At 65.6% G+C, this 23,961-nt stretch carries 21 protein-coding genes; 7 read left to right on the top strand and 14 right to left on the bottom strand.

Going from position 1 to position 23,961, the window contains the following annotated elements:
* Window positions 1-49 precede the first annotated feature (49 nt).
* Both ASC83_RS23080 and corA read left to right on the top strand, forming a co-directional pair.
* The gene (locus ASC83_RS23080) at window positions 50-838 is read left to right on the top strand and encodes a uracil-DNA glycosylase family protein (RefSeq protein ID WP_056068040.1); all 789 of its coding nucleotides are present in this window, start codon (window positions 50-52) and stop codon (window positions 836-838) included.
* 221 nt (window positions 839-1,059) lie between these two features.
* A complete protein-coding gene (corA, locus tag ASC83_RS23075) occupies window positions 1,060-2,046 on the top strand; it encodes a magnesium/cobalt transporter CorA (protein WP_015016148.1) in 987 nt (328 codons plus the stop codon).
* A 202-nt stretch (window positions 2,047-2,248) separates the two neighbouring features.
* Here corA and ASC83_RS23070 read toward each other — a convergent pair whose 3' ends face one another.
* The 8 genes from ASC83_RS23070 to ASC83_RS23035 all read right to left on the bottom strand — a co-directional run bounded on the left by ASC83_RS23070 (window position 2,249) and on the right by ASC83_RS23035 (window position 12,304).
* The gene (locus ASC83_RS23070) at window positions 2,249-3,001 is read right to left on the bottom strand and encodes a 5'-methylthioadenosine/adenosylhomocysteine nucleosidase (RefSeq protein ID WP_056068038.1); all 753 of its coding nucleotides are present in this window, start codon (window positions 2,999-3,001) and stop codon (window positions 2,249-2,251) included.
* Between the two features lie 118 nt (window positions 3,002-3,119).
* Window positions 3,120-4,799, bottom strand: a complete 1,680-nt coding sequence (locus ASC83_RS23065; protein ID WP_056068036.1) for a long-chain-fatty-acid--CoA ligase — start codon at window positions 4,797-4,799, stop codon at window positions 3,120-3,122.
* Between the two features lie 94 nt (window positions 4,800-4,893).
* Window positions 4,894-6,306 carry a Re/Si-specific NAD(P)(+) transhydrogenase subunit beta gene (gene pntB, locus ASC83_RS23060; RefSeq protein ID WP_056068035.1) on the bottom strand — a complete coding sequence of 471 codons (1,413 nt, stop codon included), beginning with the start codon at window positions 6,304-6,306 and terminating at the stop codon, window positions 4,894-4,896.
* A gap of 35 nt (window positions 6,307-6,341) precedes the next feature.
* Window positions 6,342-7,940: a Re/Si-specific NAD(P)(+) transhydrogenase subunit alpha gene (locus tag ASC83_RS23055; protein ID WP_056068033.1), complete on the bottom strand. Its 1,599-nt coding sequence runs from the start codon at window positions 7,938-7,940 to the stop codon at window positions 6,342-6,344.
* Between the two features lie 63 nt (window positions 7,941-8,003).
* Entirely contained in the window at window positions 8,004-8,738 is a 735-nt protein-coding gene (locus ASC83_RS23050; protein ID WP_056068032.1) for a hypothetical protein, read from the bottom strand.
* A 317-nt stretch (window positions 8,739-9,055) separates the two neighbouring features.
* A complete protein-coding gene (gene fba / locus ASC83_RS23045) occupies window positions 9,056-10,120 on the bottom strand; it encodes a class II fructose-bisphosphate aldolase (protein WP_056068030.1) in 1,065 nt (354 codons plus the stop codon).
* Window positions 10,121-10,211: 91 nt separating this feature from the next.
* The gene (locus ASC83_RS23040; protein WP_056068028.1) at window positions 10,212-11,603 is read right to left on the bottom strand and encodes a histidine kinase dimerization/phospho-acceptor domain-containing protein; all 1,392 of its coding nucleotides are present in this window, start codon (window positions 11,601-11,603) and stop codon (window positions 10,212-10,214) included.
* Complete coding sequence (locus tag ASC83_RS23035; RefSeq protein ID WP_056068151.1) at window positions 11,600-12,304, bottom strand: response regulator transcription factor; 705 nt, start codon at window positions 12,302-12,304, stop codon at window positions 11,600-11,602. Before ASC83_RS23035 ends, ASC83_RS23040 begins: the two co-directional genes overlap by 4 nt.
* Window positions 12,305-12,396: 92 nt before the next feature.
* Between ASC83_RS23035 and ASC83_RS23030 the strand changes: the two genes are divergently transcribed.
* Both ASC83_RS23030 and ASC83_RS23025 read left to right on the top strand, forming a co-directional pair.
* A complete protein-coding gene (locus tag ASC83_RS23030) occupies window positions 12,397-13,158 on the top strand; it encodes a phosphatase PAP2 family protein (RefSeq protein ID WP_082522577.1) in 762 nt (253 codons plus the stop codon).
* On the top strand, window positions 13,151-13,714 hold the full coding sequence (locus ASC83_RS23025) for a phosphatase PAP2 family protein (RefSeq protein ID WP_056068027.1): 564 nt from the start codon (window positions 13,151-13,153) through the stop codon (window positions 13,712-13,714). Before ASC83_RS23030 ends, ASC83_RS23025 begins: the two co-directional genes overlap by 8 nt.
* 73 nt (window positions 13,715-13,787) lie before the next feature.
* Here ASC83_RS23025 and pyk read toward each other — a convergent pair whose 3' ends face one another.
* The 5 genes from pyk to speD form a co-directional block, all read right to left on the bottom strand.
* Window positions 13,788-15,224 (bottom strand): pyruvate kinase, encoded by a 1,437-nt coding sequence (pyk, locus tag ASC83_RS23020; protein WP_056068145.1) that lies wholly within the window; start codon window positions 15,222-15,224, stop codon window positions 13,788-13,790.
* A gap of 108 nt (window positions 15,225-15,332) precedes the next feature.
* The gene (locus ASC83_RS23015) at window positions 15,333-16,130 is read right to left on the bottom strand and encodes a type II CAAX prenyl endopeptidase Rce1 family protein (RefSeq protein ID WP_235509450.1); all 798 of its coding nucleotides are present in this window, start codon (window positions 16,128-16,130) and stop codon (window positions 15,333-15,335) included.
* Window positions 16,131-16,132: 2 nt separating this feature from the next.
* Complete coding sequence (locus ASC83_RS23010; RefSeq protein WP_056068025.1) at window positions 16,133-17,530, bottom strand: aminopeptidase P N-terminal domain-containing protein; 1,398 nt, start codon at window positions 17,528-17,530, stop codon at window positions 16,133-16,135.
* Window positions 17,527-18,303, bottom strand: a complete 777-nt coding sequence (locus ASC83_RS23005; RefSeq protein ID WP_056068023.1) for a nucleotidyltransferase family protein — start codon at window positions 18,301-18,303, stop codon at window positions 17,527-17,529. The genes ASC83_RS23010 and ASC83_RS23005 overlap by 4 nt, the downstream gene beginning before the upstream one ends.
* Window positions 18,300-18,689 carry an adenosylmethionine decarboxylase gene (gene speD, locus ASC83_RS23000; protein WP_056068022.1) on the bottom strand — a complete coding sequence of 130 codons (390 nt, stop codon included), beginning with the start codon at window positions 18,687-18,689 and terminating at the stop codon, window positions 18,300-18,302. The genes ASC83_RS23005 and speD overlap by 4 nt, the downstream gene beginning before the upstream one ends.
* Before the next feature lie 123 nt (window positions 18,690-18,812).
* Here speD and tkt point away from each other — a divergent pair, with 123 nt between their 5' ends.
* Both tkt and gap read left to right on the top strand, forming a co-directional pair.
* Window positions 18,813-20,894, top strand: a complete 2,082-nt coding sequence (gene tkt, locus ASC83_RS22995; RefSeq protein WP_056068020.1) for a transketolase — start codon at window positions 18,813-18,815, stop codon at window positions 20,892-20,894.
* Window positions 20,895-20,982: 88 nt separating this feature from the next.
* Window positions 20,983-21,981: a type I glyceraldehyde-3-phosphate dehydrogenase gene (gap, locus tag ASC83_RS22990; protein WP_056068017.1), complete on the top strand. Its 999-nt coding sequence runs from the start codon at window positions 20,983-20,985 to the stop codon at window positions 21,979-21,981.
* Between the two features lie 112 nt (window positions 21,982-22,093).
* Here gap and ASC83_RS22985 read toward each other — a convergent pair whose 3' ends face one another.
* On the bottom strand, window positions 22,094-23,197 hold the full coding sequence (locus ASC83_RS22985; RefSeq protein ID WP_056068015.1) for a mechanosensitive ion channel family protein: 1,104 nt from the start codon (window positions 23,195-23,197) through the stop codon (window positions 22,094-22,096).
* 373 nt (window positions 23,198-23,570) lie between these two features.
* Here ASC83_RS22985 and ASC83_RS22980 point away from each other — a divergent pair, with 373 nt between their 5' ends.
* Window positions 23,571-23,948, top strand: coding sequence for a DUF4398 domain-containing protein (locus ASC83_RS22980; protein ID WP_056068013.1), 378 nt, complete (start codon window positions 23,571-23,573; stop codon window positions 23,946-23,948).
* Window positions 23,949-23,961: the final 13 nt, after the last annotated feature.

The raw sequence follows: 23,961 nt of genomic DNA, 5'->3' as shown, positions 1-23,961 counted from the left end.
CACCGCACCCCGTACCTGCTGAACCACCGATGGCCTGTTTTCTTTCCGTATGAGCCTCCACCTCGATGCGCGCCAGCGCGCCATGCTGCAAGAAATGGGCGTCACCGTGTGGGGCCCATCCCCCGCCCAGGAGGCCAGCGCCCAGCCCCCGGCAACCGCTTCTGCAGCTCCTGCGGCCGTGGCAGCACCTGCCATGGCGCCGCCGCGCGCACAACCACAGACACCGTCCCCTGCGCTCGCCGAGCGCCCCCAAGCGCCGCCGGCCCACACCACCAGCCGCAGCGCACCGCCGGCTCCGACTCCTGCACCTGCCACCACAGGCGCGGCCGCGCCCGCCCTGCGGCTGCACCCACCCCAGACGCTCTACCCCACCGCCGACCCGGCGCAAACGCCTGCCGGGTTGGGCCGGGGCTGGCTCATCGTGGCCGAGAGCTTGACCCCCGCCGAGCCCCTGGGTGGCGATGCGGGCCGCTTGCTCGACAACATGCTGCGGGCCATGCAATTGCACCGGCACCCGCGCGTGTTCCTGGCCGCGCTGGAGCGGTCTGCGCCCGGCACGGAAGCCAGCGCCGATATCCCGGCCACCCTTGCCGACACCGTGGCCCACCTGCAGCCCGCCATGGTGCTGGTGCTGGGCCATGTGGCGGCACGCGCGGCGCTGGGCCGCACCGAGCCCCTGGGCCGCCTGCGCGCAGGTCCGCATGTGCTGGCCGGGTGCCCGGCGGTGGTGACCTACGACCCCGCCTTTTTGCTGCGCTCGCAGGACAACAAGGCCGCCGCCTGGGCCGACCTGTGCCGGGCGCTGGCCATGGTGCGCAGTGCCGAGGCCGAGGGCTGAGAGCCTGTTGGCAGGGCCCCAGCCCCCTTCCATGCTCCCTCCGGACCGGCGAGATCATCGCCCGGTGCCATAATCCGCCGCTTGCCTAATTTTTACGGAGACAGCTCCTTGGAAACCTACCCGAGTTGGTAGCTTTCAGCTCCCGGCGCATTTGACTGCTGTGGGGTTGAAAGCACCCCTATCCCCACACCGCAGACGCCAAAAAACAAGGGAGTGAGCCCATGCTCAACATCTTTACGCTCGCCAATGGCCGGCTGTTCCAGGAAGAAATCGAGTCCCTGGAAGAGCTGACCAAGTTCCAGCCGATCTGGGTGGACCTGGAAGCCCCCACGCTCGAAGAGAAGCGCTGGATCAAGCAGCACTACGGCCTGTCCATCCCCGAGGATGCGATGGACGAGGACATCGAGGAATCCGCCCGCTTCTACGAGGAAGACAACGGCGAGCTGCACATCCGCAGCGACTTCTTGATCGATGACGACGAAGACCCCCGTTCGGTGCGCGTGGCCTTCATCCTGAACCAGCACAACACCAACCTGAAAAGCCGGGGCGTGCTGTTCTCCATCCACGATGAAGACGTGCCCGTGTTCCGCCTGCTGCGCATGCGCGCGCGCCGCGCGCCCGGCCTCATCGAAGATGCCAAGGAAGTGCTGCTCAAGCTGTTCGACGCCGACGCCGAGTATTCGGCCGACACGCTGGAGAACATCTACGACGAGCTGGAGGCCGTGAGCAAACAGGTGCTGGCGGGCGATGTGACCGACACCCGCGCCGGCGAGGTGCTGGCCGCCATCGCGCGCCAGGAAGACTTGAACGGCCGCATCCGCCGCAACGTGATGGACACGCGCCGCGCCGTGAGCTTCATGATGCGCTCGAAGATGCTCAACTCCGAGCAGTTCGAGGAAGCCCGCCAGATCCTGCGCGACATCGAGTCGCTGGACAACCACACGGCGTTCCTGTTCGACAAGATCAACTTCTTGATGGACGCCACGGTCGGTTTCATCAACATCAACCAGAACAAGATCATCAAGATCTTCTCGGTGGCCAGCGTTGCCTTGCTGCCGCCCACGCTGATCGCCAGCGTGTACGGCATGAACTTCAAGTTCATGCCCGAACTGGACTGGTCGCTGGGCTACCCGTATGCGCTGGGACTGATGCTGGCGAGCGCGCTCGGGCCCATGTGGTACTTCCGCAAACGGGGCTGGTTGAAGTAGCCCCCTATGGCGCTGCGCGCCTTCCCCCCGAGGGGGGACGCCTCCAGCGGCCCGGCAAAGCCGGTTCCGCGGTGGCGCTGGTAGATACATAGCGCCGGTTGCAACGCATCGTATCGAACGTCAAATGGGATGCGGTGGAGTCCTCTTTAGAGGGAAAATCTGCCGCAAGCGCTAGTGCAACATGCCTTAGTCGCTATCAATTTCATAGTTTTTGTAAGAACGACAGCACCATGTGCTCGGCGTACCGGCTGGCCACGGTCTGCACGAATTGGGCGAAGTCGCCGTGTGCGTCGTCGTCGGCGCGGTCGGAGATGGTGCGCACCGCGGCAAAGGGCAGGCTGTAGTCATGGCACACCTGGGCGACGGCGGCACCCTCCATCTCCACGGCCAGCACATCGTGCCCGGCCGCGCGCAGGGCGGTGCACAGGCGCTCGGACTCTTGGGCGGTGGCCACAAAACGATCGCCGCTGGCAACCAGGCCCTGGTGCGCCTGGTGGGCACCTCCATGGAAATTTTTCAAGCCCCAGAGACCGCTTGCGCTAGCGACGCATAGGTTGGCAGCTTCCAAAAGCATAGCAGTCAGTACCGGATCGCACGCCAGGCGGGTGCGTGCGTAGCCCGGCAGCTCCCACCGAGGGAACAGCGGCGAGGCATCCATATCGTGCTGCACGTAGTCTTGCGCCACCACCACATCGCCCCGGTGCACCCCATCGCCGACACCACCCGCGACGCCCGTGAAGACGATGCGCGCCACCCCAAAATGTTCGATCAAGGCCGTGGCCGTGGTGGCAGCGGCCACCTTGCCGATGCCCGACAGCGCCAGCACCACCGGGCGGTCGTGCAGCTCTCCGCGCCAGAACGCGCGGCCTGCGTGCATCAGCCGCTGCGGGTGCGCCAGCTGTTGCACCAGCGAGCTCTGTTCTTCGGGCAGCGCACTCAGGATGGCAGTGCTCATGCAAAGGTCCTTGGGGTCATGTCATGGGGCCACAAAACACCCGCGCCACCCTGGGCAGCGCGGTCGCAAAAAAGGCGGCCGAAGCCGCCTGGGGATTGTGACGTGCCAGCAGGCCGCGTCACTTCTTGTCGCGCAGTTCGCGGCGCAGGATTTTGCCCACGGGGGTCTTGGGCAGCTCGGTGCGGAACTCGATCACCTTGGGCTGCTTGTAACCCGTGAGCTCGTGGCGGCAGAACTCCTTGACCTGCGCTTCGGTGAGCGCCGGGTCCTTCTTCACGATCACGAGCTTCACGGCCTCGCCGGTCTTTTCGTCGGGCACGCCCACCACGGCGCATTCGAGCACGCCCGGGCAGTTGGCCACCACTTCTTCGACCTCGTTGGGGTACACGTTGAAGCCGCTGACCAGCACCATGTCCTTCTTGCGGTCCACGATCTTGAAGAAGCCGCGCGCATCCATCACGCCGATATCGCCCGACTTGAAGTAACCGTCTTCGGTCATGACCTTGGCGGTTTCATCGGGACGTTGCCAGTAGCCGGCCATCACCTGAGGGCCCTTGATGGCGATTTCGCCCGGCTCGCCCAGCGTGGTGACCTCACGGCCTTCATCGTCCAGTAGCTTCATGGAGGTGCTGGGCAGCGGCACGCCGATGGTGCCGGTGTATTCGGTGCTGGTGGTGGGGTTGCAGCTGGCCGAAGGACTGGTCTCCGACAGGCCATAGCCTTCACAGATAGGGCAGCCTGTCTTTTCGAGCCAGAGCTTGGCCACAGCGCCCTGCACCGCCATGCCGCCGCCCACCGAGACCTTGAGGTTCTTCCAGTTGACGGTGTTGAAGTCGGGGTGGTTGGCCAAGCCGTTGAACAGCGTGTTGACGGCCGGGAAGCTGTGGAAGGTGTGCTTGGACAGCTCCTTGAGCACCGCAGGCAGGTCGCGCGGGTTGGGAATCAGGATGGTCTTGCCGCCCGTGCGCATGCTAAGCATCATGTTCACGGTGAACGCGAAGATGTGGTACAGCGGCAGCGCGCAGATGCTGGTGGGCTGCTCGCCCGCCGGCACCTTCTTCATCACGGGCTCGTTCCAGGCCTCGGACTGCAACACGTTGGCGATCACGTTGCGGTGCAGCAGGACGGCGCCCTTGCTCACGCCCGTGGTGCCGCCGGTGTACTGCAGCAGCGCGATGTCGTCGGGCTTGATGTCGGGCTTCTTAAGGGTGCCGCGCGTGCCTTGGGCCACGGCGTCATTGAAGCGCACCGCACCCGGCAGGTTGTAGGCGGGCACCATCTTCTTGACGTTGCGCACCACGTAGTTGACCAAGGTCCCTTTGAGCAGACCGAGCTGGTCACCCATGGCGCACAGCACCACGTGCTTGACGGGCGTGTGCGCGATGCACTGCTCCAGCGTGGTGGCAAAGTTCTCGATGATGACTATGGCCTTGGCGCCCGAGTCCTTGAGCTGGTGCTCCAGCTCGCGCGGCGTGTACAGCGGGTTCACGTTGACGACCACGAAGCCCGCGCGCAGCACGGCCGCCACGGTCACGGGGTACTGGGGCACGTTGGGCATCATGATGGCCACGCGGTCGCCCTTGACCAGCCCCAGGCCCTGGAGATAGGCAGCAAACGCACTGGAGAGCGAATCGGTCTGGGCGTAGGTCACGTCCTTGCCCATGAAGCTGTAGGCCACGCGGTTGGCGTACTTCTTGAACGCCTCGTCCATCAGCGCCACAAGGGAGCTGTACTGCGTGGTGTCGATGTCTGCGGGAACACCTTGTGGATAGGCGGCCAGCCACGGGCGGTCGGTCATTGGGATTGTCTCCTGGTAGGTTTTATGGGGGTCCTGCAAGCACGCCGATGTTTTTCAGCACGATCGTGCTTTTATTGTGGAGGAATTATGCCCGTCAGCTCTTGAGCGCGGTCAGTACCTCATCCAGCATTTTCTTGGCATCGCCAAACAGCATGCGGTTGTTGTCCTTGTAGAACAAGGGGTTGTCCACTCCGGCATAGCCCGAGGCCATCGAGCGCTTCATCACGATGGAGGTCTTGGCCTTCCACACTTCGAGCACCGGCATGCCAGCGATGGGGCTGGACGGATCGTCCAGCGCGCTGGGGTTCACGATGTCGTTGGCGCCAATGACCATGGCCACGTCGGCATCGGGGAAGTCCTCGTTGATCTCGTCCATCTCCATCACGATGTCGTAGGGCACCTTGGCCTCGGCCAGCAGCACGTTCATGTGGCCGGGCATGCGGCCCGCCACGGGGTGGATGGCAAAGCGCACATCCACGCTCTTCTCGCGCAGGGTCTTGGTGATCTCGTACACCGTGTGCTGCGCTTGGGCTACGGCCATGCCGTAACCGGGCACGATGATGACGCTCTTGGCGTCGCGCAGCAGCTCGGCCGTCTCAGCGGAGCTGACGGGTACGGCCTCGCCCTGCGGCTCGGCAGCTTCGCCCTTTTTGGCGGGCGTGCCCGCGCCCGAACCAAAGCCCCCCGCAATCACGCTGATGAAATTGCGGTTCATCGCATTGCACATGATGTAGGACAGGATGGCGCCCGAAGAACCCACGAGCGCGCCGGTCACGATGAGCAGGTCGTTGGACAGCATGAAGCCCGTGGCCGCCGCCGCCCAGCCCGAGTAGCTGTTGAGCATGGACACCACCACCGGCATGTCGGCACCACCAATGGCCATGACCATGTGGATACCGAACAGCAGCGCAATCACCGTCATCACCATGAGCGGCACCATGCCTTGCTCGACGGTCTCGGCGCGCAGGAACTCACGGCCAAACCAGATCACGATCAGCAGCGCGGCCAGGTTGAGCCAGTGGCGGCCGGGCAGCAGCAGCGGCTTGCCGCCGATCTTCCCGTTGAGCTTGCCAAAGGCAATCAGCGAGCCGCTGAACGTGACGGCACCAATCAGGATGCCCACATAAATCTCCACCTCGTGGATGATCTTCTCGGCACCCTGCAGCTGAATCGAGGTATCGACATAGCTGGCAAACCCCACCAGGCAAGCCGCAAGGCCCACCAGGCTGTGCATGAGCGCGACCAGTTCGGGCATCTGGGTCATCTTGACGACCTTGGCCGCATACAGGCCGATGCCGCCGCCAATGACCAGAGCGCCGACAATCCAGGCCACACCTGCGGGGCTCACGCGCGGGCCGAATACCGTGGCCAGCACGGCCAGCGCCATGCCGACCATGCCGAACAGGTTGCCCCGGCGCGAGGTTTCAGGGTTGGAGAGCCCACCCAGGCTCAGGATGAACAAAATGGCCGCGCCCAGGTAGGCCACGGTAGCGAGACTTTGGGACATGTTCTGTGCTCCTCGTTGTTCTTGTCGTTATCGGATTACTTGCGGAACATGGCGAGCATGCGGCGCGTGACCGCAAAGCCGCCGAACATGTTGATGGCCGTGAGCACCAGGGCCGCAAAGGCCAGCCACAGGATCAGCCCGTCCGGGCGCCCGTTGACGCCCGCATCGGGCGGCGCAATCTGCACCAGCGCGCCGATGGCGATGATGCTGGAGATGGCGTTGGTCACGCTCATCAGCGGCGTGTGCAGTGCGGGTGTAACGTTCCAAACCACCATGTAGCCGATGAAGCAAGCCAGCACGAACACCGTGAAGTGCCCCAGGAAGGCCACGGGCGCGTAGGCACCGATGGCCCAGAACAGCACAGCCAGCACGGCAAAAACGATGGTCAGCGTCTTGGCGGACATGGGTGCGCCTGTGCCGTGGCTCGATTTCTTCTCGGCCACCGGGGCTGCCGCCTTGGGCGCGGGTGCCGGCGCCTGCTTGAGCGGCGGCGCAGGCCAAGTGATCGAGCCTTCCTTGACCACAGTGAGGCCGCGGATCGCGTCGTCCTCCATATTGACCACGGCCACGCCGTCCTTGGCCTTGCACAGCTCTTCCGTGAGGCGCAACAGGTTGGTGGCGTACAGCGTGGACGACTGCTTGGCCAGGCGCGAGGCCAGGTCGGTGTAGCCGACGATGGTCACACCATGGCGCACCACGGCCTGGCCGGGCACGGTCAGCTCGCAGTTGCCGCCCTGCTCGGCCGCCATGTCCACGATCACGCTGCCGGGCTTCATGCTCTGCACCATCTCGGCGGTGATGAGCTTGGGCGCGGGCTTGCCCGGGATCAGCGCGGTGGTGATGATGATGTCGGCGTCCCTAGCCTGCTCGGTGTACATCTTGCGCTGCGCAGCCTGAAAGCCCTCGCTCATGACCTTGGCATAGCCGCCGCCGCCCGAGCCTTCTTCCTCGTAGTCCACCTTGACGAACTCGCCGCCCAGTGACTTGACCTGGTCGGCCACCTCGGCACGGGTGTCATTGGCGCGCACGATGGCGCCCAGGTTGGCTGCGGTGCCAATGGCGGCAAGACCGGCCACGCCAGCGCCAGCAATGAACACCTTGGCGGGCGGCACTTTGCCTGCGGCCGTGATCTGGCCGTTGAAGAAGCGGCCGAAGGCATTGGCCGCCTCGATGACGGCGCGGTAGCCGCTGACGCCAGCGGTAGAAGTGAGCGCGTCCATCTTCTGGGCGCGCGAAAGCGTGCGCGGCAGGCAGTCGATGGCCAGCACCGTCGCCTTGCGGGCCGACAGCTGCTGCATCAGTTCGGGGTTCTGAGCGGGCCAGATGAAGTCGATGAGCGTCGCGCCCTCGCGCATCAGCGCCACTTCGTCGCTGCTGGGCGGGCGGACCTTGAAAACGATATCGGATGCAGCCCACAGTGCGGCAGCGTCGCCCACGATCTCGGCGCCCGCAGCGCGGTAGGCGTCGTCACTGAAGTTGGCGGCATCCCCAGCTCCAGACTCCACCGTGACAGTGAAGCCCAGCTTGATCAGCTTCTCCACCACATCGGGCACGGTGGCCACGCGCTTTTCACCGGGAAAGATTTCCCTTGGCACGCCGATACGCTGCGGCTGCGGGACGGGGCTTGTCTGCATCAGAGGTCTCCTCGAGTTTCGTAATCGTTATGCAAGGCCGCCAGGCAGGGGAGGACTGGCGCGCTAGGGTTTGGATGTGGGCGCAGGGAACGGGAAGGGCGGAATGGCCAGGTGGCCGTCCACCATGCCGGAGCTCAGGCGCACGGCCTGGGCCAGGTCACGCCCCCATTGCAGCGCGGGTCTTCCCGCCACAAGGAACTCCTCGTTATTGCGCGTAGCCGGACGCAATAGCCGCTGGTCCACCAAGGCATCGACCTTCACCCAGGCACCCGCCTCCGTCACGTAGCGATAGCTCAGATAGGTATAGGGCTGGGTCAGAGTGATCTGGCGGGTGCTGAGCCACTCGACAAGGTCCGGCCGGTTCTTGTCCAGCCACTGGGAACTGCTTCCCCACCGCTTGAGGCGCAGACAGTCTGCGCGCACGGGGCTGCCTGCAGCGCCATCCTCCACGGTGACGTCCTGCTGGGTGGGGCAATAACCGATGCCCTGCGGAGAACCACTCAGGTCTCCTGCGCGGTTGGTCTGCACGCGCAACACGGCCAGCCAGTCTCCCTGCGCATTCCGCAAGCCCACATCGCGGGTCTGGAGCGCAATACGTCCTCCGGAGCCTGCAATGGCTTCCTCGGAGGTACCCAGGTCCTGCCAGGCCCCCGGCGGCAGTACAAGGCGGGCACGCCCGACTGGATATTCGGACTTGGGAGGAACGGTCAGGGGCGCGCACGCCACCGTGAACACCGTCACAGCCAACACAGGCAACACAGGCAACAGCCGCCGGAACTTTGAAATGGTCAGAGTCATAGAGAAAGGTTCATACGAATTCGCCTTCAATCATCCCACGGCACCCAAGTCCGTCCCTCGACGGCTTCTGCCATGCAACAACCAGCGCGGTGTAGCTGGTGAAAAATGTGTTGAAAGCGCCCTGGTATCGGACACTTCTTGCGGCGCTGCCGGTGGGCAAGCTGACCACGAGCTTACATGAAGAAAATCTTGTCGCTGTCGCCTTTGTCTGCAGTAGAGGGAACTCCCCAGTCTCCCCCCGCAAACAGGCAAAAAAAAGCCTGGCAGCACAAAGCAGCCAGGCTGGGCAGCGGCCCCGCAGGGCCTGGTGCCAACGATCAGTTCACCACTTGGGCCAGCGCACCCGAGGCGTACTGGGCGGCCACGGCCTGCAGGCTAAGGCCCTTGATCTTGCTGCCCTGGCCTTCGCAGCCGAACTCCAGGTAACGCTGCTTGCACACCTGCTTGGCAGCTTCGCGGGCAGGCTTGAGCCATTCGCGGGCGTCGAACTTGTCGGGGTTCTCAGCCAGGAACTTGCGCACCGCGCCGGTCATGGCCAGGCGGATGTCGGTGTCGATGTTGATCTTGCGCACGCCGTGCTTGATGGCTTCCTGGATTTCCTCGACGGGCACGCCGTAGGTTTCCTTCATCTTGCCGCCGTACTGGTTGATGATGGCCAGCAACTCGGCGGGCACCGACGAGGAGCCATGCATTACCAGGTGGGTGTTGGGGATGCGCTGGTGGATTTCCTTCACGCGGCTGATGGCCAGGATGTCGCCCGTGGGCTTGCGGCTGAACTTGTAGGCGCCGTGGCTGGTGCCGATGGCAATGGCCAGGGCGTCCAGTTGCGTGGCCTTGACGAACACGGCGGCTTCTTCAGGGTCGGTCAGCATCTGGCTGTGGTCGAGCTTGCCTTCAGCGCCAATACCGTCTTCTTCACCGGCTTCGCCGGTTTCCAGGTTGCCCAGGCAGCCCAGTTCGCCTTCGACCGTGACGCCCACCTTGTGCGCCATGTCCACCACCTTGCGGGTCACTTCCACGTTGTACTCGAAGGAGGAAGGCGTCTTGCCGTCTTCCATCAGCGAGCCGTCCATCATCACCGAGCCAAAGCCCAGGTCGATGGCACCCTGGCAAATCTTGGGCGAGGTGCCGTGGTCCTGGTGCATCACCAGCGGGATGTGGGGGAAGGCCTCGACCGCCGCCTGGATCAGGTGCTTGATGAAGGGCTCGCCCGCGTACTTGCGTGCGCCAGCACTGGCCTGCAGGATGACGGGAGCGCCCACTTCGTCCGCAGCAGCCATCACGGCCTGCACCTGCTCCAGGTTGTTGACGTTGAAGGCAGGGATGCCATAGCTGTTGGCAGCGGCATGGTCGAGCAGTTCGCGCATCGAAACGAGGGGCATGGTCGTGGGGTCCGTGGTGGGTTGATGAAGGAGGGGGCGAGGCGCTATAGCGCCCGGCAATGCGGTGGTAACCGCTTGGTAACTCGCAATTTTAACCGGGGGCCGACACGGAGGGCGATGGCAAATCCAACCGGTAGCAGGTGGTAAAGGGCGCCGGTGCAGGGGCTGCGCCAAAGTGCCCCCCGTGAATGTCCGCCACGCGGCGCAGGATTTCGTGCCCCAGATGCAGGCTGTCCACCGGCACCGCCGCCGCACGGCCCGGTGCGCCGCCGGCCTGCGGGCGCGCCCCGTCATCACACACCTGCAGCCACACGCCACCAGCGTCCGCCATGCCCAGCTGGACGGCGATCTGAGTGCCTTCCGGCGTGTGCTTGAGCGCGTTTTCCACCAGATTGCGCACTGCGATGTCCAGCAACACCGCATGGCCGGGCACGGTGAGCGCGGGCGGGGCCGACAGGGCTAGGTCGTCGCCGCGTTTCCACGCCGTCTGGGCATAGTCGGCGCACACCGACCGCGCCAGGGCGCTCAGGTCCACCGGCGCCTTGGCTTCGTGCAGCTCTGCCCGGCTGGCGCGGGCCAGGGCCAGCAGCTGGTTGAGAACGTGACCCGCACGCAGAGCATCCTGGCCGATGCGCGCCAGCGACTGGGCCCGGGCCTCTTCCGTCAGCTCCCCCGCCAGGGCGCTGGCCTGCAGCGCGATGGAGGACAGCGGGGTGCGCAATTCATGGGCCACCTCATTGGCCAGGCGGCGCTCGCGCACCATGGCGACCTGCTGGCGGTCCAGCAAGGTATTGATCGATGCCACGACCGACTCGAACTCGCTCCAGGCATGGCGCGATGCCAGCCGCTGGGTACTGGTCGGGTCCAGCGCTGCCACGTCGGCCGACAGCGCGTACAAAGGCCGCAAGCCGCGCCACAGCGCGAGCCCCAGAGCCAGAGACACCACAGGCAGCAACCACAGACCGGGCTCGATGAGCTGTCCGGCAATGTCATCCGCCAGCTCGTCCCGCTCGCGCAGCTCCAGCATCACCATGATCTTGCGGGTGCGCTCCGCATCCCATTGCGAGAAGCTGCGCCAGGCCACCTTGTCCGGGCCCAGCGTGAGGTCGGCAAACCCCTCGGCATCGCTGAAAGGCGGCTCGGGCACCGAACCCGTGAGGGATAGCACCCGCCCCTGCGCATCCCACTGCACCACGCTGATGGTCTGCTGGTAGTCGTGCGACTTGAGCCAGGGCGTGGGGGTGCGCTCGGTACGCTGCGGGCCTTGCATCGCCTCGGTGGCCCGCAGGTTGAGCAGCAGCGCGGCCACGCTGGCCAGGTGCCCGTCGGTCAGCTCGTCGGCCTCATGCACACCGGTCTGGTAGCCAATGAAGACGAAGCTGCCCCAGACAATGGCCAGTGCCCCCAGCGACCATAGCAACAGTTGCCGGGTCAGCGATGGGCGACGCGCTGGCGCCGGGCGAGGAGCGGTGGGTGCGTTCACGGGGGTTTCTCCTGCGGCATGAAGTAACCCACCCCGCGCATGGTCTGGATACAGGCACTGCCCAGCTTGCGGCGCAAGTGGTGGATGTGGACCTCGACCGCATTGCTCTCCACAGCGGCATCCCAGCTGTACAGGCGTTCCTCGATCTGCTGGCGCGACAGCACCCGACCCCGCGCCTCCAGCAGCACCAACAACACGGAAAACTCGCGCGGAGACATTTCCACGGGTTTGCCTTGCTGGCGCACCGTGCGGGTCGCTGGATCCAGCTCGATATCGCCCAGACGGATGGTGGGCGACGTCCGTCCCGCCGCGCGCCGCAGTAGCGCCCGCAAACGCGCGTCCAACTCATCCACATCAAAGGGTTTGGTCAAGTAGTCATCGGCGCCCTGGTCCAGCCCAGCGATGCGCTGGTGCACCTGGTCACGCGCCGTGACGATGAGGACAGGCGTAGCGGGGTCCGGCAGAGCTGCCGATGCAGCCCCGGTGGCGGGCGGGCTCAGGCGCAGACGCCGTAGCAGTTCGCTACCGTCACCGTCCACCAACCCCAGGTCCAGCAGCACAGCGTCAAAACGCTCGGCGCGCAGGGCACTCCAGGCACTGGCGACGCCGTCACTGACATCCACCGCATAGCCGCGTTGCTGCAGATTGCTGCGCAGGCCACTGGCTATGCCCGCATCGTCTTCGACCACGAGTATTCGCATGCAGGCATTGTCGCAGCCCATCGGACAGGGGCGGGACAAGGGCGGCACCGGCTTTAAGACGGCGTTAAGTACGCCCGCCTATCTTCCGGCACATGCAGCCTTCGCCCGTCGCGCCGTCCACCGCGCCCATCACACCCCACGCCCCCTCCCACCGCCACACGCTGCTCTTATGGACCCTGGGCGCTCTGGCCTGCGTGGTGGCCTGGGATGCCGCAGGGCAGGACCTGGCGTTTGCGCAGGTGTTTGGATCGTCCAACGGGTTTCCTATGCGGGACCAGTGGTTTTTCGTACAGGTGCTGCATGAAGGCGCCCGCCGTCTGGGCTGGCTGCTGGTGCTCCTGCTGGCGCTGAGCGTGTGGTGGCCACGCGGCTTTCTGCGCAAGCTGGACGCCAGCGAACGCCTGCAGATGGCCGTGAGCGCTCTGCTCTCGCTGGCCGTGGTCAGCATCACCAAGAACCTCAGCGCCACCAGTTGCCCGTGGGACCTCGCACAGTTTGGCGGCGTAGCGCGCCATGTGTCGCACTGGGCGCTGGGCGTGCTCGATGGCGGTAGCGGCCGCTGTTTTCCGGCGGGCCATGCGTCGGCCGGATTCGCCTTTTTGGGAGGCTACTTCGCATTGCGCCACAAGGTACCGTCGGCCGCACGCTGGTGGTTGGCGGGTGCGTTGCTGGCGGGATTCGTCTTGGGTGCAGCCCAGCAGGTGCGGGGCGCTCATTTCATGAGCCACACACTGTGGACGGGCTGGCTGTGCTGGGTCACCGGCTGGCTTTGCGACCTGGCGGCCACGGCTCTGCGTCCGCGCTTCCCGCATTTCGCCAGCACCACCACGCCACCGGACAGCTCCCATGCTTGAACTCGATCTGGCCCTGTTTCAGGCCCTCAATGCCGACGCCGCGACCTTGCCTGCCGTGGTGACGGTGGCACGGTGGGTGTCACAGCAACTACCTACCGCCATGGGCGGCCTGCTGCTCGGCAGCTTTGTGCTGGGTAACGCAGCGCAGCGGCGCGCCCTGGTGCTGGCGCTCGCGTCCATGGCCCTGGCGTGGGTAGGAGTACAGCTGTTGCGACTGGCGGTGCCGGCGCCGCGGCCTGCGCAGCTGGGCATTGGCGTCCAGTGGATCGAGCACGCAGCGCGCGCAGGCTTTCCCAGCATGCATGTGGCGGGAGCCGCCGCGCTGGCGGCCAGTCTCGCCCTGCGGCCGGTTCGCGGGCTGACTTGGCTGGCCGCAGCGGTCACAGCCGCCATGGTGTGGAGCCGCGTCTGCCTGGGAGTGCACTTCCCGTCTGATGTGCTGGCGGGCCTGGTCACCGGGGGGCTGGCAGCGGCGGCCATCCACGCACTGGCCGCGCGCGCACCGCGCTGGCAAGCAGCCCTGGAGCACAAGTCGCCACAAGGCAACGCGCACTGACCGCCGCCCAGCGCCGCCGGACTCTTGCCCGGGACGCGGCCCCGCAGCGGTGAGGGTACAACCCCTCGATCGGTCAGCTGGCCACGCAGATCTTCAGCATGTTCGTGCCGCCGGGTGCGCCCATGGGCTCACCGCAGGTGATGGCGTACACGTCCCCCTTTTGCACGATGTTGCGGCTCTTGAGGTGGCGCTCGGCCTGATCCAGCGCGGTGTCGCGGTCGGCACTGGTGTCCATCAGCAAAGGGCGCACGTTGCGGTACATGGCCATCTTGCGTTGCGTGGCCACCTTGGGGGTGAGCGCATAGATGGGGATGCGGATGCTGTGCCGGCTCATCCACAGTGCCGTCGCGCCACTGTCCGTCATGGCCACGATGGCCTTGGCGCCCAGGTGGTGGGCGGTGAACAAGGCGCCCATGGCAATGGACTGGTCGATGCGACCAAAGGTCTGGCCGGTGAAGTCGGCATCGAGCTGGTGGTCTTCCGCCGCTTCGGCCGCGGCGCAGATGGTGGCCATTTCTTCCACGGTCTCGAGCGGGTAGCGGCCTGCGGCCGTCTCGGCACTCAGCATCACGGCGTCGGTGCCATCCAGCACGGCGTTGGCCACGTCACTCACCTCGGCGCGCGTGGGCACGGGATTGGTGATCATGCTTTCCATCATCTGCGTGGCGGTGATCACGACCTTGTCCAGCTCGCGCGCCATGCGAATCATCTTCTTTTGCAGCGCGGGCACGGCCGCGTTGCCCACTTCCACCGCCAGGTCGCCACGCGCCACCATGATGCCGTCGGAGACGCGCAGGATGGCCTCCAGGTGCGGGATGGCCTCGGCGCGCTCGATCTTGGCGATCAGGCCCGGCTTGTGGCGGTACTCGGAAGCAGCCACATTACACAGCTGGCGCGCCATTTCCATGTCGGTCGCGTTCTTGGGAAAGCTCACCGCTACATAGTCGGCCTGGAAGCTCATGGCCGTGCGGATGTCTTCCATGTCCTTGGCCGTCAAGGCCGGTGCCGTAAGGCCGCCGCCCTTCTTGTTGATGCCCTTGTTGTTCGACAGCTCGCCGCCCACCTTGACGGTGGTGTGTACTTCTTCGCCCCGCACCGCATCCACGGTGAGCACGATCAGGCCATCGTTGAGCAGCAGCAGGTCACCCGCTTTCACGTCACGCGGCAGCTCCTTGTAGTCCAGCCCCACGCCTTCGATGTCGCCCAGCTCGGTGCGCGAGGCGTCGAGCACGAATTTGGCACCCGATTCCAGCTGGACCCTGCCTTCGGCAAACTTGCCCACGCGGATCTTGGGCCCCTGCAGGTCCGCCATGATGGCCACCTCGCGGCCTGCGCGCTGGGCAGCGGCACGCACGGTGGCGGCGCGGTCGATGTGGTCCTGCGCCTTGCCGTGGCTGAAGTTCAACCGCACCACGTTCACCCCCGCTCGGATCATCGCCTCCAGCAGCGCCGGATCGCTCGATGCAGGACCCAGGGTGGCAACAATCTTGGTGGCGCGGCGGGTAGGCATGGACATGTCTCTTTTCTCTCGGTCGTTGGGGATGTAATCGAGTTTCAATTCTCACACGAAGCGGTTACATGCGAGTTACCCCGTGCAGCGGCACCGTGACTCGGCCTCTCAGAGCAGCGGAGATGACAGCAGATGTGCCAGCACGTGCGCAATGACCGCTGCCTCCAGGCCGTGGCGCGCATAGAGCCAGCCCGCCACCAGACCAAAGGCCGTGTTGCCGACCAGCACGAACACCACCACAGACACGGTCAACACCCCGGCCAGCGCCTGCGCGGCAGGCAGATGCCCCACGGCAAACAACACAGCGCTGAGCACCACCGCCGCTGCCACCAGCCCCTTGCCTGGCCGCCCCTGACCACGCTGCAGCAGGCGCCAGCCCAGCCACAGCAGCAGGGTCATCACGCCCCAGCGCACCAGCAGCTCTTCGGTGATGCCGCCATACAGCAGCTTGACCGCCAATGGCATGGCACTGGCAGGATCGGAGGGCTGCAGCGCCGTGGGCGCCAGCCGGGACAGCACCCATAGCCACGCAGCGCCCGCCACACCACCGCAGACTCCGGGCAGGAGTTGGGCCCGCAGCGCGGGCCCTGCGGGTCGGCCGACCAGCCAGGAAGACATGGCGGGCGCCTGCAGGCCCACGCGAGGCGCCAGCCAGACCCCGATCGCCGCTGCCAACGCCAGGAGCACCGCCGTCTGCAACCCGCTGAGCACCAGCACAACCTCCGGTGGCAGCGGCAGCAGGGCTTCATTGGCCTTCAGGGTGGGCAGCAGCGCCCAGACCACCGCCACCACGCCGGGCATGCCCAGCAGCCACAGCGCACCGCCCAGCCGCCACTTGCCGGGTTGCGCCGGAGCGCGCGCCGCGTCTGCCCCGGCAGTGTTGTCCACGGCCATGGTTTTGCCCACGCTCAGGCGCGCATCAGCGCTTCGATCTCGTCGGCCTTCACCGGGACACCGCGCGTGATCAGCTCACAACCCGTCTCGGTGACGATGGCATCGTCTTCGATGCGAATGCCGATGTTGTGGAACTGCTCGGGCACGCCGTCGGCGGGGCGCACGTAGATGCCGGGCTCGATGGTCAGCACCATGCCGGGCCGCAGGATGCGGCTGGGGCGATTGGTGATCGTTTCGCCCGAGAGCGGGTCTTTGCGTTCGCTGGTCTGCCCCACCTCGCTGGGCTCCACATAGCTGCCGCAGTCGTGCACGTCCATGCCCAGCCAGTGGCTGGTGCGGTGCATGTAGAACTGGAAGTAGGCGCGCTTGTCGATCACGTCCTGCGCGGTGCCCACCTTGTTCTTGTCGAGCAGGCCCAGGTCCAGCATGCCCTGCGCCAGCACGGCCACCGTGGCGTCGTGCGGGTCGTTGAAGCGGGCACCCGCCTTGGTGGCAGCCACGGCCGCGTCCTGGCTGGCCAGCACCAGGTCGTACAGCGCACGCTGTGGGCCCGTGAATTTTCCGTTGGCGGGGAAGGTGCGCGTGATGTCGCTGGCGTAGCTGTCCAGCTCGCAGCCCGCGTCGATCAGCACCAGCTCGCCATCGCGCACCGGGGCTGCATCGGCCCGGTAGTGCAGCACGCAGGCGTTGGCACCGGCGGCCACGATGGAGCTGTAGGCCGGGTACTGCGAGCCCGCATCGCGGAACGCATGCAGCAGCTCGGCATCCAGGTGGTATTCACGCACATCCTCCCCGGCGCGCAGCATGCGGGCCGAGCGCTGCATGGCGCGGATGTGGGCCTGCGCACTGATGGCGCTGGCACGGCGCATGATGTCCTGCTCATGCGCGTCCTTGAACAGGCGCATCTCGTCGAGCAGCGTGCACAAATCGTTCTGCTCGGCAGGGCAGATGGCGCCGTAGCGCACGCGCCCCCGCACCACATTGAGCCAGCCCTCCACGCGCGCGGCCAGGCCGATGTGCGTGGCAAACGGGTACCAGACGCAGGCCGTGTTTTCGAGCAGGCGCGGCAGTTTGCTGTCCAGTTCGGCCATCGAATGCGCAGCGTCCACACCCAAGGCTGCGGGAGCAGCCGCGGGGCCCAGGCGGTAGCCGTCCCAGATCTCACGCTCCAGGTCCTTGGGCTGGCAGAACAGCGTGCTGCGGCCATCGTGCGCCAGCACCAGGCAGGCGCCAGGCTCGGTAAAGCCTGTCAGGTAATAGAAGTAGCTGTCGTGGCGGAACAGAAAGTCGCTGTCCCGGTTGCGCGGACGCTCCAGCGCCGTAGGAATGATGGCAATGCCGCCGGGGCCCAGCTGGGCAGCCAGGTGCGCGCGGCGCTGGGCATAGACGGAGACAGGCACGGTGGTGTTCATGGCGCGTCGTGAGAATAGGAATTGAGTTCGGCCAGCCGCTCTGGTGTGCCCACATCGGTCCAGCGGCCGGTGTAGAGCTGCGCACTGACGCGGCCATTGTCCATCGCCCGGCGCAGCAGCGGCGCCAGCGGGGCTTTGATGCCGCCCGGATTGCCAGGTGGAATGTCACACCAGGGCCCTGCAAACAGCTCGGCGCGCAGCAGGGCGATGGTGCTGTAGGTGTAACGCGGTGCGGGGTCGTCGGCGGGTAGGTTCAGCGCCAGGCCGTCGGCCGACAGGCCAAAGTCGCCACGCGGGTTGTGGGTGGGGTTGGGCACCAGCCACAGGTGGGCCAGATGGTCGCTGGCCTCGAAGGCCGCCACCGCTGCGCTGTCGAATACGAAATCGGGCGCAAACACATCGCCTGCGGCCAGCCAGAACACCGGGCCGAGCTGCGGCAATGCACGGGCGATGCCGCCAGCGGTTTCCAGCGCGCCGCCAAAGTCCACCCCTTCGTGGGAGTATGAAATTGATAGCTGCTCAGGCATATTTTTCCCGCGCTTGGAGGCAAAAACGCTGGAAAAAAACGCGCTGATCTGTCCACCCAGCCATGCGGTGTTGATCACCGCCCGCTCCACACCTGCGTCCAGCAAAGCCTGCAGGTGCCACTGCAGCAGTGGCTGGCCCTGCACCTGCAGCAGCGGCTTGGGCATGCTGTCGGTCAACGGGCGCATGCGCTCGCCACGGCCTGCGGCCAGAAGCAGGGCAGGCACCTGATGGCGGGCGGCACTCATGCCGCCACCCCGCTCACAGAGCCCCGCTGGAGCGCATGGCGCTCCACGGTGGTGGGGTCGAACAAGGCCAGCAGGGCTTCCATCAGCGCACGCGCTTTGGCCGAATGGTCGGCGCCGAAATTGCACACATACACATCCAGCGTCACGCCGCGCTGCTCGGGCCACGTGTGCACGCACAGGTGCGACTCGGCCAGCAACACCGTGGCAGTCACCCCGCCGGGGCCATGCTCGGTGGCAGGAAATTCATGGAACAACTGCCCCACAGGCTGGAGCCCAGCGGCGCGCACCGCTTCGGTACAGGCGCGACCCAGGGCGGTAGCGTCCAGCAGCCATGCGGAGGCGCAACGGCAGCCATGGAGATCGGCGGTGAGATGCAGTCCTTGCATGGGCCGCACTGTAGTGCATTGCCACCGGGCTTCCTGCTGGCAGCCTGCGAATTCAGGTGAGCGCAAGCCACCTCGGTAAAATGCCGGGTTTCCCCCGACTCACCCACCCTGAACTCTCCCCCCATGGCCAACACCCAGCAATCCCAACAGATGGCAAATGCGATCCGCGCATTGGCCATGGACGCCGTTCAACAAGCCAACTCCGGCCACCCCGGCGCCCCCATGGGCATGGCCGACATGGCCGTGGCGCTGTGGAGCCGCCACCTCAAGCACAACCCCACCAACCCCCAGTGGTTTGACCGCGACCGGTTTGTGCTGTCCAACGGCCACGGCTCGATGCTGCTGTACGCATTGCTGCACCTCACCGGCTACGACCTGCCCATCGGCGAGCTGAAGAACTTCCGCCAGTTGCACAGCAAGACCGCCGGCCACCCCGAAGTGGGCATCACCCCCGGCGTGGAAACCACCACCGGCCCGCTGGGCCAGGGCATCACCAATGCCGTGGGCTTTGCGCTGGCCGAAAAGCTGCTGGCTGCGGAGTTCAACCGCGAAGGCCATGCCGTGGTGGACCACCACACCTACGCCTTCCTGGGCGACGGCTGCCTGATGGAAGGCATCAGCCATGAAGCCGTGTCGCTGGCGGGCGCCTGGAAGCTCAATAAGCTGATCGCCCTGTACGACGACAACGGCATCAGCATCGACGGTCAGGTTGCTCCCTGGTTTGCCGACAACACCCCCCTGCGCTTCGTGGCCAGCGGCTGGAACGTGATCGGGCCCATTGATGGCCACGACGCCGACAAGGTGGCCGCAGCCATCGTCGAAGCCAAGAAGCAGACCGAGCGCCCCACGCTCATCGTGTGCAAGACACACATCGGCAAGGGCAGCCCCAACCGCGTGAACACCGCCAAGGCCCACGGCGAGCCCCTGGGCGCCGAAGAAATCAAGCTCACGCGCGAAGCACTGGGCTGGACCAGCGAGCCCTTCGTGATCCCCGAAGACGTGTACGCCGGCTGGGACGCCAAGGCCGCTGGCGCTGCCGCTGAAGCCACCTGGAACGAACGGTTTACCGCCTACAGCAAGGCTTTCCCCGAGCTGGCTGCCGAATACACCCGCCGCATGCAGGGCGACCTGCCCGCCAACTTTGCGCAAGTGGCCGTGGACACCGTGGTGGCAGCGCACACCAAGGGCGAGACTGTGGCCAGCCGCAAGGCCAGCCAGCTGGCGCTGGAAGCCTTCACCGCTGCGCTGCCCGAACTGCTGGGCGGCAGCGCCGACTTGACAGGCTCCAACCTCACCAACACCAAGAGCACACCCAATCTGCGCTTTGACATGCAGGGCAACGTGGTGCAGACCGCGCTCGAAAACGGCCAAAAGATCGGTGGCCGCCACATCAACTACGGTGTGCGCGAGTTCGGCATGGCCGCCATCATGAACGGCGTGGCACTGCACGGCGGCTTCATCCCCTACGGCGGCACCTTCCTGACCTTCAGCGACTACAGCCGCAACGCCATCCGCATGGCAGCGCTGATGAAGCAGCGCGTGATCCACGTGTTCACGCACGACTCCATCGGCCTGGGCGAAGACGGCCCCACGCACCAGTCCATCGAGCACGTGGCCAGCCTGCGCCTGATCCCGAACCTGGATGTGTGGCGCCCTGCCGACACGGCCGAAACCGCCGTGGCCTGGAGCGTAGCCCTGTCCAACCGCAACAAGCCCACCGTGCTGGCCCTGTCGCGCCAGAACCTGCCCTACGCGCCCAAGCGCGACCTGGGCGACATCTCGCGCGGCGCCTACGTGCTGAGCGAGCCTGCCGACGTGGGCCTCAAGAAGAAGCCCGTGGCCGTGATCATTGCCACCGGCTCTGAAGTGCAGCTGGCCCTGAAGGCCCAGCGCCTGCTGGCCGACAAGAAGATCGGCGTGCGCGTGGTCTCCATGCCCAGCACCACCACCTTTGACCGCGAAGATGCCAAGTACAAGAGCAGTGTGCTGCCTGCGGGCGTGCCGCGCGTGGCCGTGGAAATGGGCGTGACCGACGGCTGGTGGAAGTACGGCTGCGCCGCCGTGGTGGGCATCGACACCTACGGTGAATCGGCCCCCGCGCCTGTGCTGTTCAAGCACTTCGGCTTCACCGAAGAGAACGTGGCCGACGCAGTGCTGGTGGCCATCGGCGCGGCCCGTCTGAAGCCCGCCAAGAAGGCCCGTTAAAACGCCCTTTGCCCGCTGCGCACCGCTGCCAGCGGGCGCGCGGCGGCCAATTCATGATTTCGACTTTGCAACTTTGAAGAGGCTCCCTATGACGATCAAGATTGGTATCAACGGCTTCGGCCGCATCGGCCGCAACGTGCTGCGCTCGGCCATCCAGAACTTCAGCGACATCGAAGTCGTGGGCATCAACGACCTGCTGGAGCCCGAGTACCTCGCGTACATGCTGCAGTACGACTCGGTGCACGGCCGCTTCGACGGCACCGTGGCCGTGGAAGGCAACACCCTGATCGTCAACGGCAAGAAGATCCGCCTGACGCAAGAGCGCGACCCCGCCAACCTGAAGTGGAACGAAGTCGGCGCCGACGTGGTGATCGAATCCACCGGCCTGTTTCTGGACAAGGTCACCGCGCAGAAGCACCTGGACGCTGGCGCCAAAAAGGTCATCCTGTCGGCTCCGTCGAAAGACGACACCCCGATGTTCGTGTTCGGCGTGAACCACGACACGTACGCGGGCCAGGCCATCATCTCCAACGCATCGTGCACCACCAACTGCCTGGCCCCCGTGGCCAAGGTGCTGAACGACAAGTGGGGCATCAAGCGCGGCCTGATGACCACCGTGCACGCCGCCACCGCCACGCAAAAGACCGTGGACGGCCCTTCGAACAAGGACTGGCGCGGCGGCCGTGGCATTCTGGAAAACATCATCCCCTCCAGCACTGGCGCTGCCAAGGCCGTGGGCGTGGTGATCCCTGCGCTGAACAAGAAGCTGACCGGCATGTCCTTCCGCGTGCCCACCTCCGACGTGTCGGTGGTGGACCTGACGGTGGAGCTGGACAAGGCTGCCACCTACGAAGAAATCAAGGCCGAAATGAAGGCCCAGTCCGAAGGCGCCCTGAAGGGCGTACTGGGTTACACCGAAGACAAGGTGGTGGCCACCGACTTCCGTGGCGATACCCGCACGTCCATCTTTGACGCTGACGCCGGCATCGCGCTGGACGGCACCTTCGTGAAGGTCGTGAGCTGGTACGACAACGAATGGGGCTACTCGAACAAGTGCCTGGAAATGGTGCGCGTGGTCGCCAAGTAAGCTTTTTTGAGAAGTTGAAAAAGCGCTAGAAGCAACTACCCTGTTCAAGCCGGTCGCCTGCAAAGGCTGCCGGCTTTTTTTCGTCTGCGCGTTTGTGGTGGCTTGCCCCGCCTCAGAGCATGGCAGCGGCAGGTGCCTGCGGCGGCGCACTGGCAATGTGCACCGTGCGGGTAGGAAACGCAAATTCCACGCCCATGGCTTTGAACTCGCGCAGCAGCCCCAGGTTGATGGACTGCTGCAGGTCCATGTAAAGGTTGTAGGCCGGGTCTTCGACGATGTAGACCACCTCATAGTCCAGCGAGTTGGTGCCCAGCGCCTTGAAATGTGCGCGGTCAAAGCGCAGCTCCGGGTGCGCCTCGATGAGCTTGCGCACAACGCCTGGAATGGCCTCGGCCTGCTCGGGGGTAGTGCCATAGGCCACACCAAAGGTGAATACGATGCGCCGCCGCTCCAGCATGCGGAAGTTGCTGATGGTCTGTTTGAGCAGGTCGGTGTTGGACATCACGATCTGCTCGCCCTGCAGACTGCGGATGCGCGTGGTCTTGAGACCAATCACCTGCACGGTGCCCGACACATTGCCCACCACGATGAAGTCGCCCACCTCGAAAGGCTTGTCCACCGCAATCGCCAGCGATGCGAACAGGTCGCCCAGAATGTTCTGTACCGCCAACGCCACGGCAATACCGCCCACCCCCAGGCTGGCGATGAAGGCCGTGATGTTCACCCCCACGTTGGACAAGATGGCCAGCAGCACCACGCTCCACAGCAGCGTGCGCAGCCCCCACGACATCAGCGTGGCCGAGGCGCTGACCTGCGTCATGCCACTGGACGAGTGCCGCTCCACGTAGCGGCGTACGCCTATGCCAATCGCGCGCATGCCCCACAGGCCCATCTGCAGCGCCACGGCCACAAACCACAGCTGGCTCAGGCGGCTCTCCCAGCGGCCCGGCAGGTCGAGCAGGCTTGCGCCCACCAGCAGCGCCACCACCAGCATCAGCGTGCGGCTCGTGCCTTCCAGCACATCCACCAGGGTCAGCGCCATGCCACTGTGCGACTGCGTGGCCCACACCTTGGCGCGCCGGGTCAGCAGGTGCAGCACCACCAGGATGGTTGCGTAGGTGGCCACAGCCGCCGCCAGGGCCACACACAGGCTCCATAGCGGCACGCCCGCAAAGGTGGTCTCCTGGACCCAGGTGAAAAAGGTGGATGGCGGCATGCAGTAACTCTCCTCTTCGTTGTGTTGCGGTGATGGAGCGAGCGTGCGCAGCGCCCGCGCAGAGGCCCGGCCATGGGACGTGGCGTACGGGGGAAGGGCACCCGCAACAACACGCTGCGTGCGCGTGCTGTCATTGATCGAGACCTGGGGGAGATAAGAGTTCCCGAACGCAACAAGCCACTCTCCTTCACGCAAATGGTGGGCGCCTTGTTTGCAAGTGTTCGTAAGACATGCCCCACAGCAATACAGAGGCAGGGCCTACGCCTGCTTGCCGGGCCTGCCCCAACAATGCACCAACACCAGAACCCCCTGGTGGCCCGCCCGATACGTCGGCACGGCCTACCCAACCACCTCCAGAGGAGTCCACCACACCATGCATTCATCCGCATTGATCCGTACCGCCACAGCAGCACTCGCACTGGGCGCACTGGCCGCCTGTTCTTCCACCCCGGCGCCCACCGAACAGATGGCGGTCACCCGCACCACTGTCAACCGCGTGGCGGCTGCCCCGGCTGTGGCCACCAGCGCCCCCGTGCAGCTGCAGCAAGCACGCGAGAAGCTGATGCAGGCCGAAAAAGCGATGGCAGAGAAGGACTATGTGGCGGCACGCCGCCTGGCCGCTGAGGCCGAGGTAGATGCCCGTGTCGCTGAAACCCGCGCAGACGCGGCCAGCAATGCCGCCAACCTCGCCCAAGTGCAAGACGGTATCCGCGCACTGCAAGAAGAAATCAACCGCCGATCGCCCCGCTGAGCCAGCGCCAACC

The sequence above is a fragment of the Acidovorax sp. Root402 genome, assembly GCF_001425125.1.
In the GTDB taxonomy this organism is placed as follows: domain Bacteria; phylum Pseudomonadota; class Gammaproteobacteria; order Burkholderiales; family Burkholderiaceae_C; genus Acidovorax; species Acidovorax delafieldii.
This window is presented reverse-complemented; position numbering and strand designations above follow the sequence as displayed.

What these genes read in the sequence shown, in the direction of transcription:
- ASC83_RS23080 (WP_056068040.1), top strand. Translation starts at nt 50, where the DNA reads ATGAGCCTCCACCTCGATGCGCGCCAGCGCGCCATGCTGCAAGAAATG.
- corA (WP_015016148.1), top strand. Translation starts at nt 1,060, where the DNA reads ATGCTCAACATCTTTACGCTCGCCAATGGCCGGCTGTTCCAGGAAGAA.
- ASC83_RS23070 (WP_056068038.1), bottom strand. Translation starts at nt 3,001, where the DNA reads ATGAGCACTGCCATCCTGAGTGCGCTGCCCGAAGAACAGAGCTCGCTG.
- ASC83_RS23065 (WP_056068036.1), bottom strand. Translation starts at nt 4,799, where the DNA reads ATGACCGACCGCCCGTGGCTGGCCGCCTATCCACAAGGTGTTCCCGCA.
- pntB (WP_056068035.1), bottom strand. Translation starts at nt 6,306, where the DNA reads ATGTCCCAAAGTCTCGCTACCGTGGCCTACCTGGGCGCGGCCATTTTG.
- ASC83_RS23055 (WP_056068033.1), bottom strand. Translation starts at nt 7,940, where the DNA reads ATGCAGACAAGCCCCGTCCCGCAGCCGCAGCGTATCGGCGTGCCAAGG.
- ASC83_RS23050 (WP_056068032.1), bottom strand. Translation starts at nt 8,738, where the DNA reads ATGACTCTGACCATTTCAAAGTTCCGGCGGCTGTTGCCTGTGTTGCCT.
- fba (WP_056068030.1), bottom strand. Translation starts at nt 10,120, where the DNA reads ATGCCCCTCGTTTCGATGCGCGAACTGCTCGACCATGCCGCTGCCAAC.
- ASC83_RS23035 (WP_056068151.1), bottom strand. Translation starts at nt 12,304, where the DNA reads ATGCGAATACTCGTGGTCGAAGACGATGCGGGCATAGCCAGTGGCCTG.
- ASC83_RS23030 (WP_082522577.1), top strand. Translation starts at nt 12,397, where the DNA reads ATGCAGCCTTCGCCCGTCGCGCCGTCCACCGCGCCCATCACACCCCAC.
- ASC83_RS23025 (WP_056068027.1), top strand. Translation starts at nt 13,151, where the DNA reads ATGCTTGAACTCGATCTGGCCCTGTTTCAGGCCCTCAATGCCGACGCC.
- pyk (WP_056068145.1), bottom strand. Translation starts at nt 15,224, where the DNA reads ATGCCTACCCGCCGCGCCACCAAGATTGTTGCCACCCTGGGTCCTGCA.
- ASC83_RS23010 (WP_056068025.1), bottom strand. Translation starts at nt 17,530, where the DNA reads ATGAACACCACCGTGCCTGTCTCCGTCTATGCCCAGCGCCGCGCGCAC.
- ASC83_RS23005 (WP_056068023.1), bottom strand. Translation starts at nt 18,303, where the DNA reads ATGAGTGCCGCCCGCCATCAGGTGCCTGCCCTGCTTCTGGCCGCAGGC.
- speD (WP_056068022.1), bottom strand. Translation starts at nt 18,689, where the DNA reads ATGCAAGGACTGCATCTCACCGCCGATCTCCATGGCTGCCGTTGCGCC.
- tkt (WP_056068020.1), top strand. Translation starts at nt 18,813, where the DNA reads ATGGCCAACACCCAGCAATCCCAACAGATGGCAAATGCGATCCGCGCA.
- gap (WP_056068017.1), top strand. Translation starts at nt 20,983, where the DNA reads ATGACGATCAAGATTGGTATCAACGGCTTCGGCCGCATCGGCCGCAAC.
- ASC83_RS22985 (WP_056068015.1), bottom strand. Translation starts at nt 23,197, where the DNA reads ATGCCGCCATCCACCTTTTTCACCTGGGTCCAGGAGACCACCTTTGCG.
- ASC83_RS22980 (WP_056068013.1), top strand. Translation starts at nt 23,571, where the DNA reads ATGCATTCATCCGCATTGATCCGTACCGCCACAGCAGCACTCGCACTG.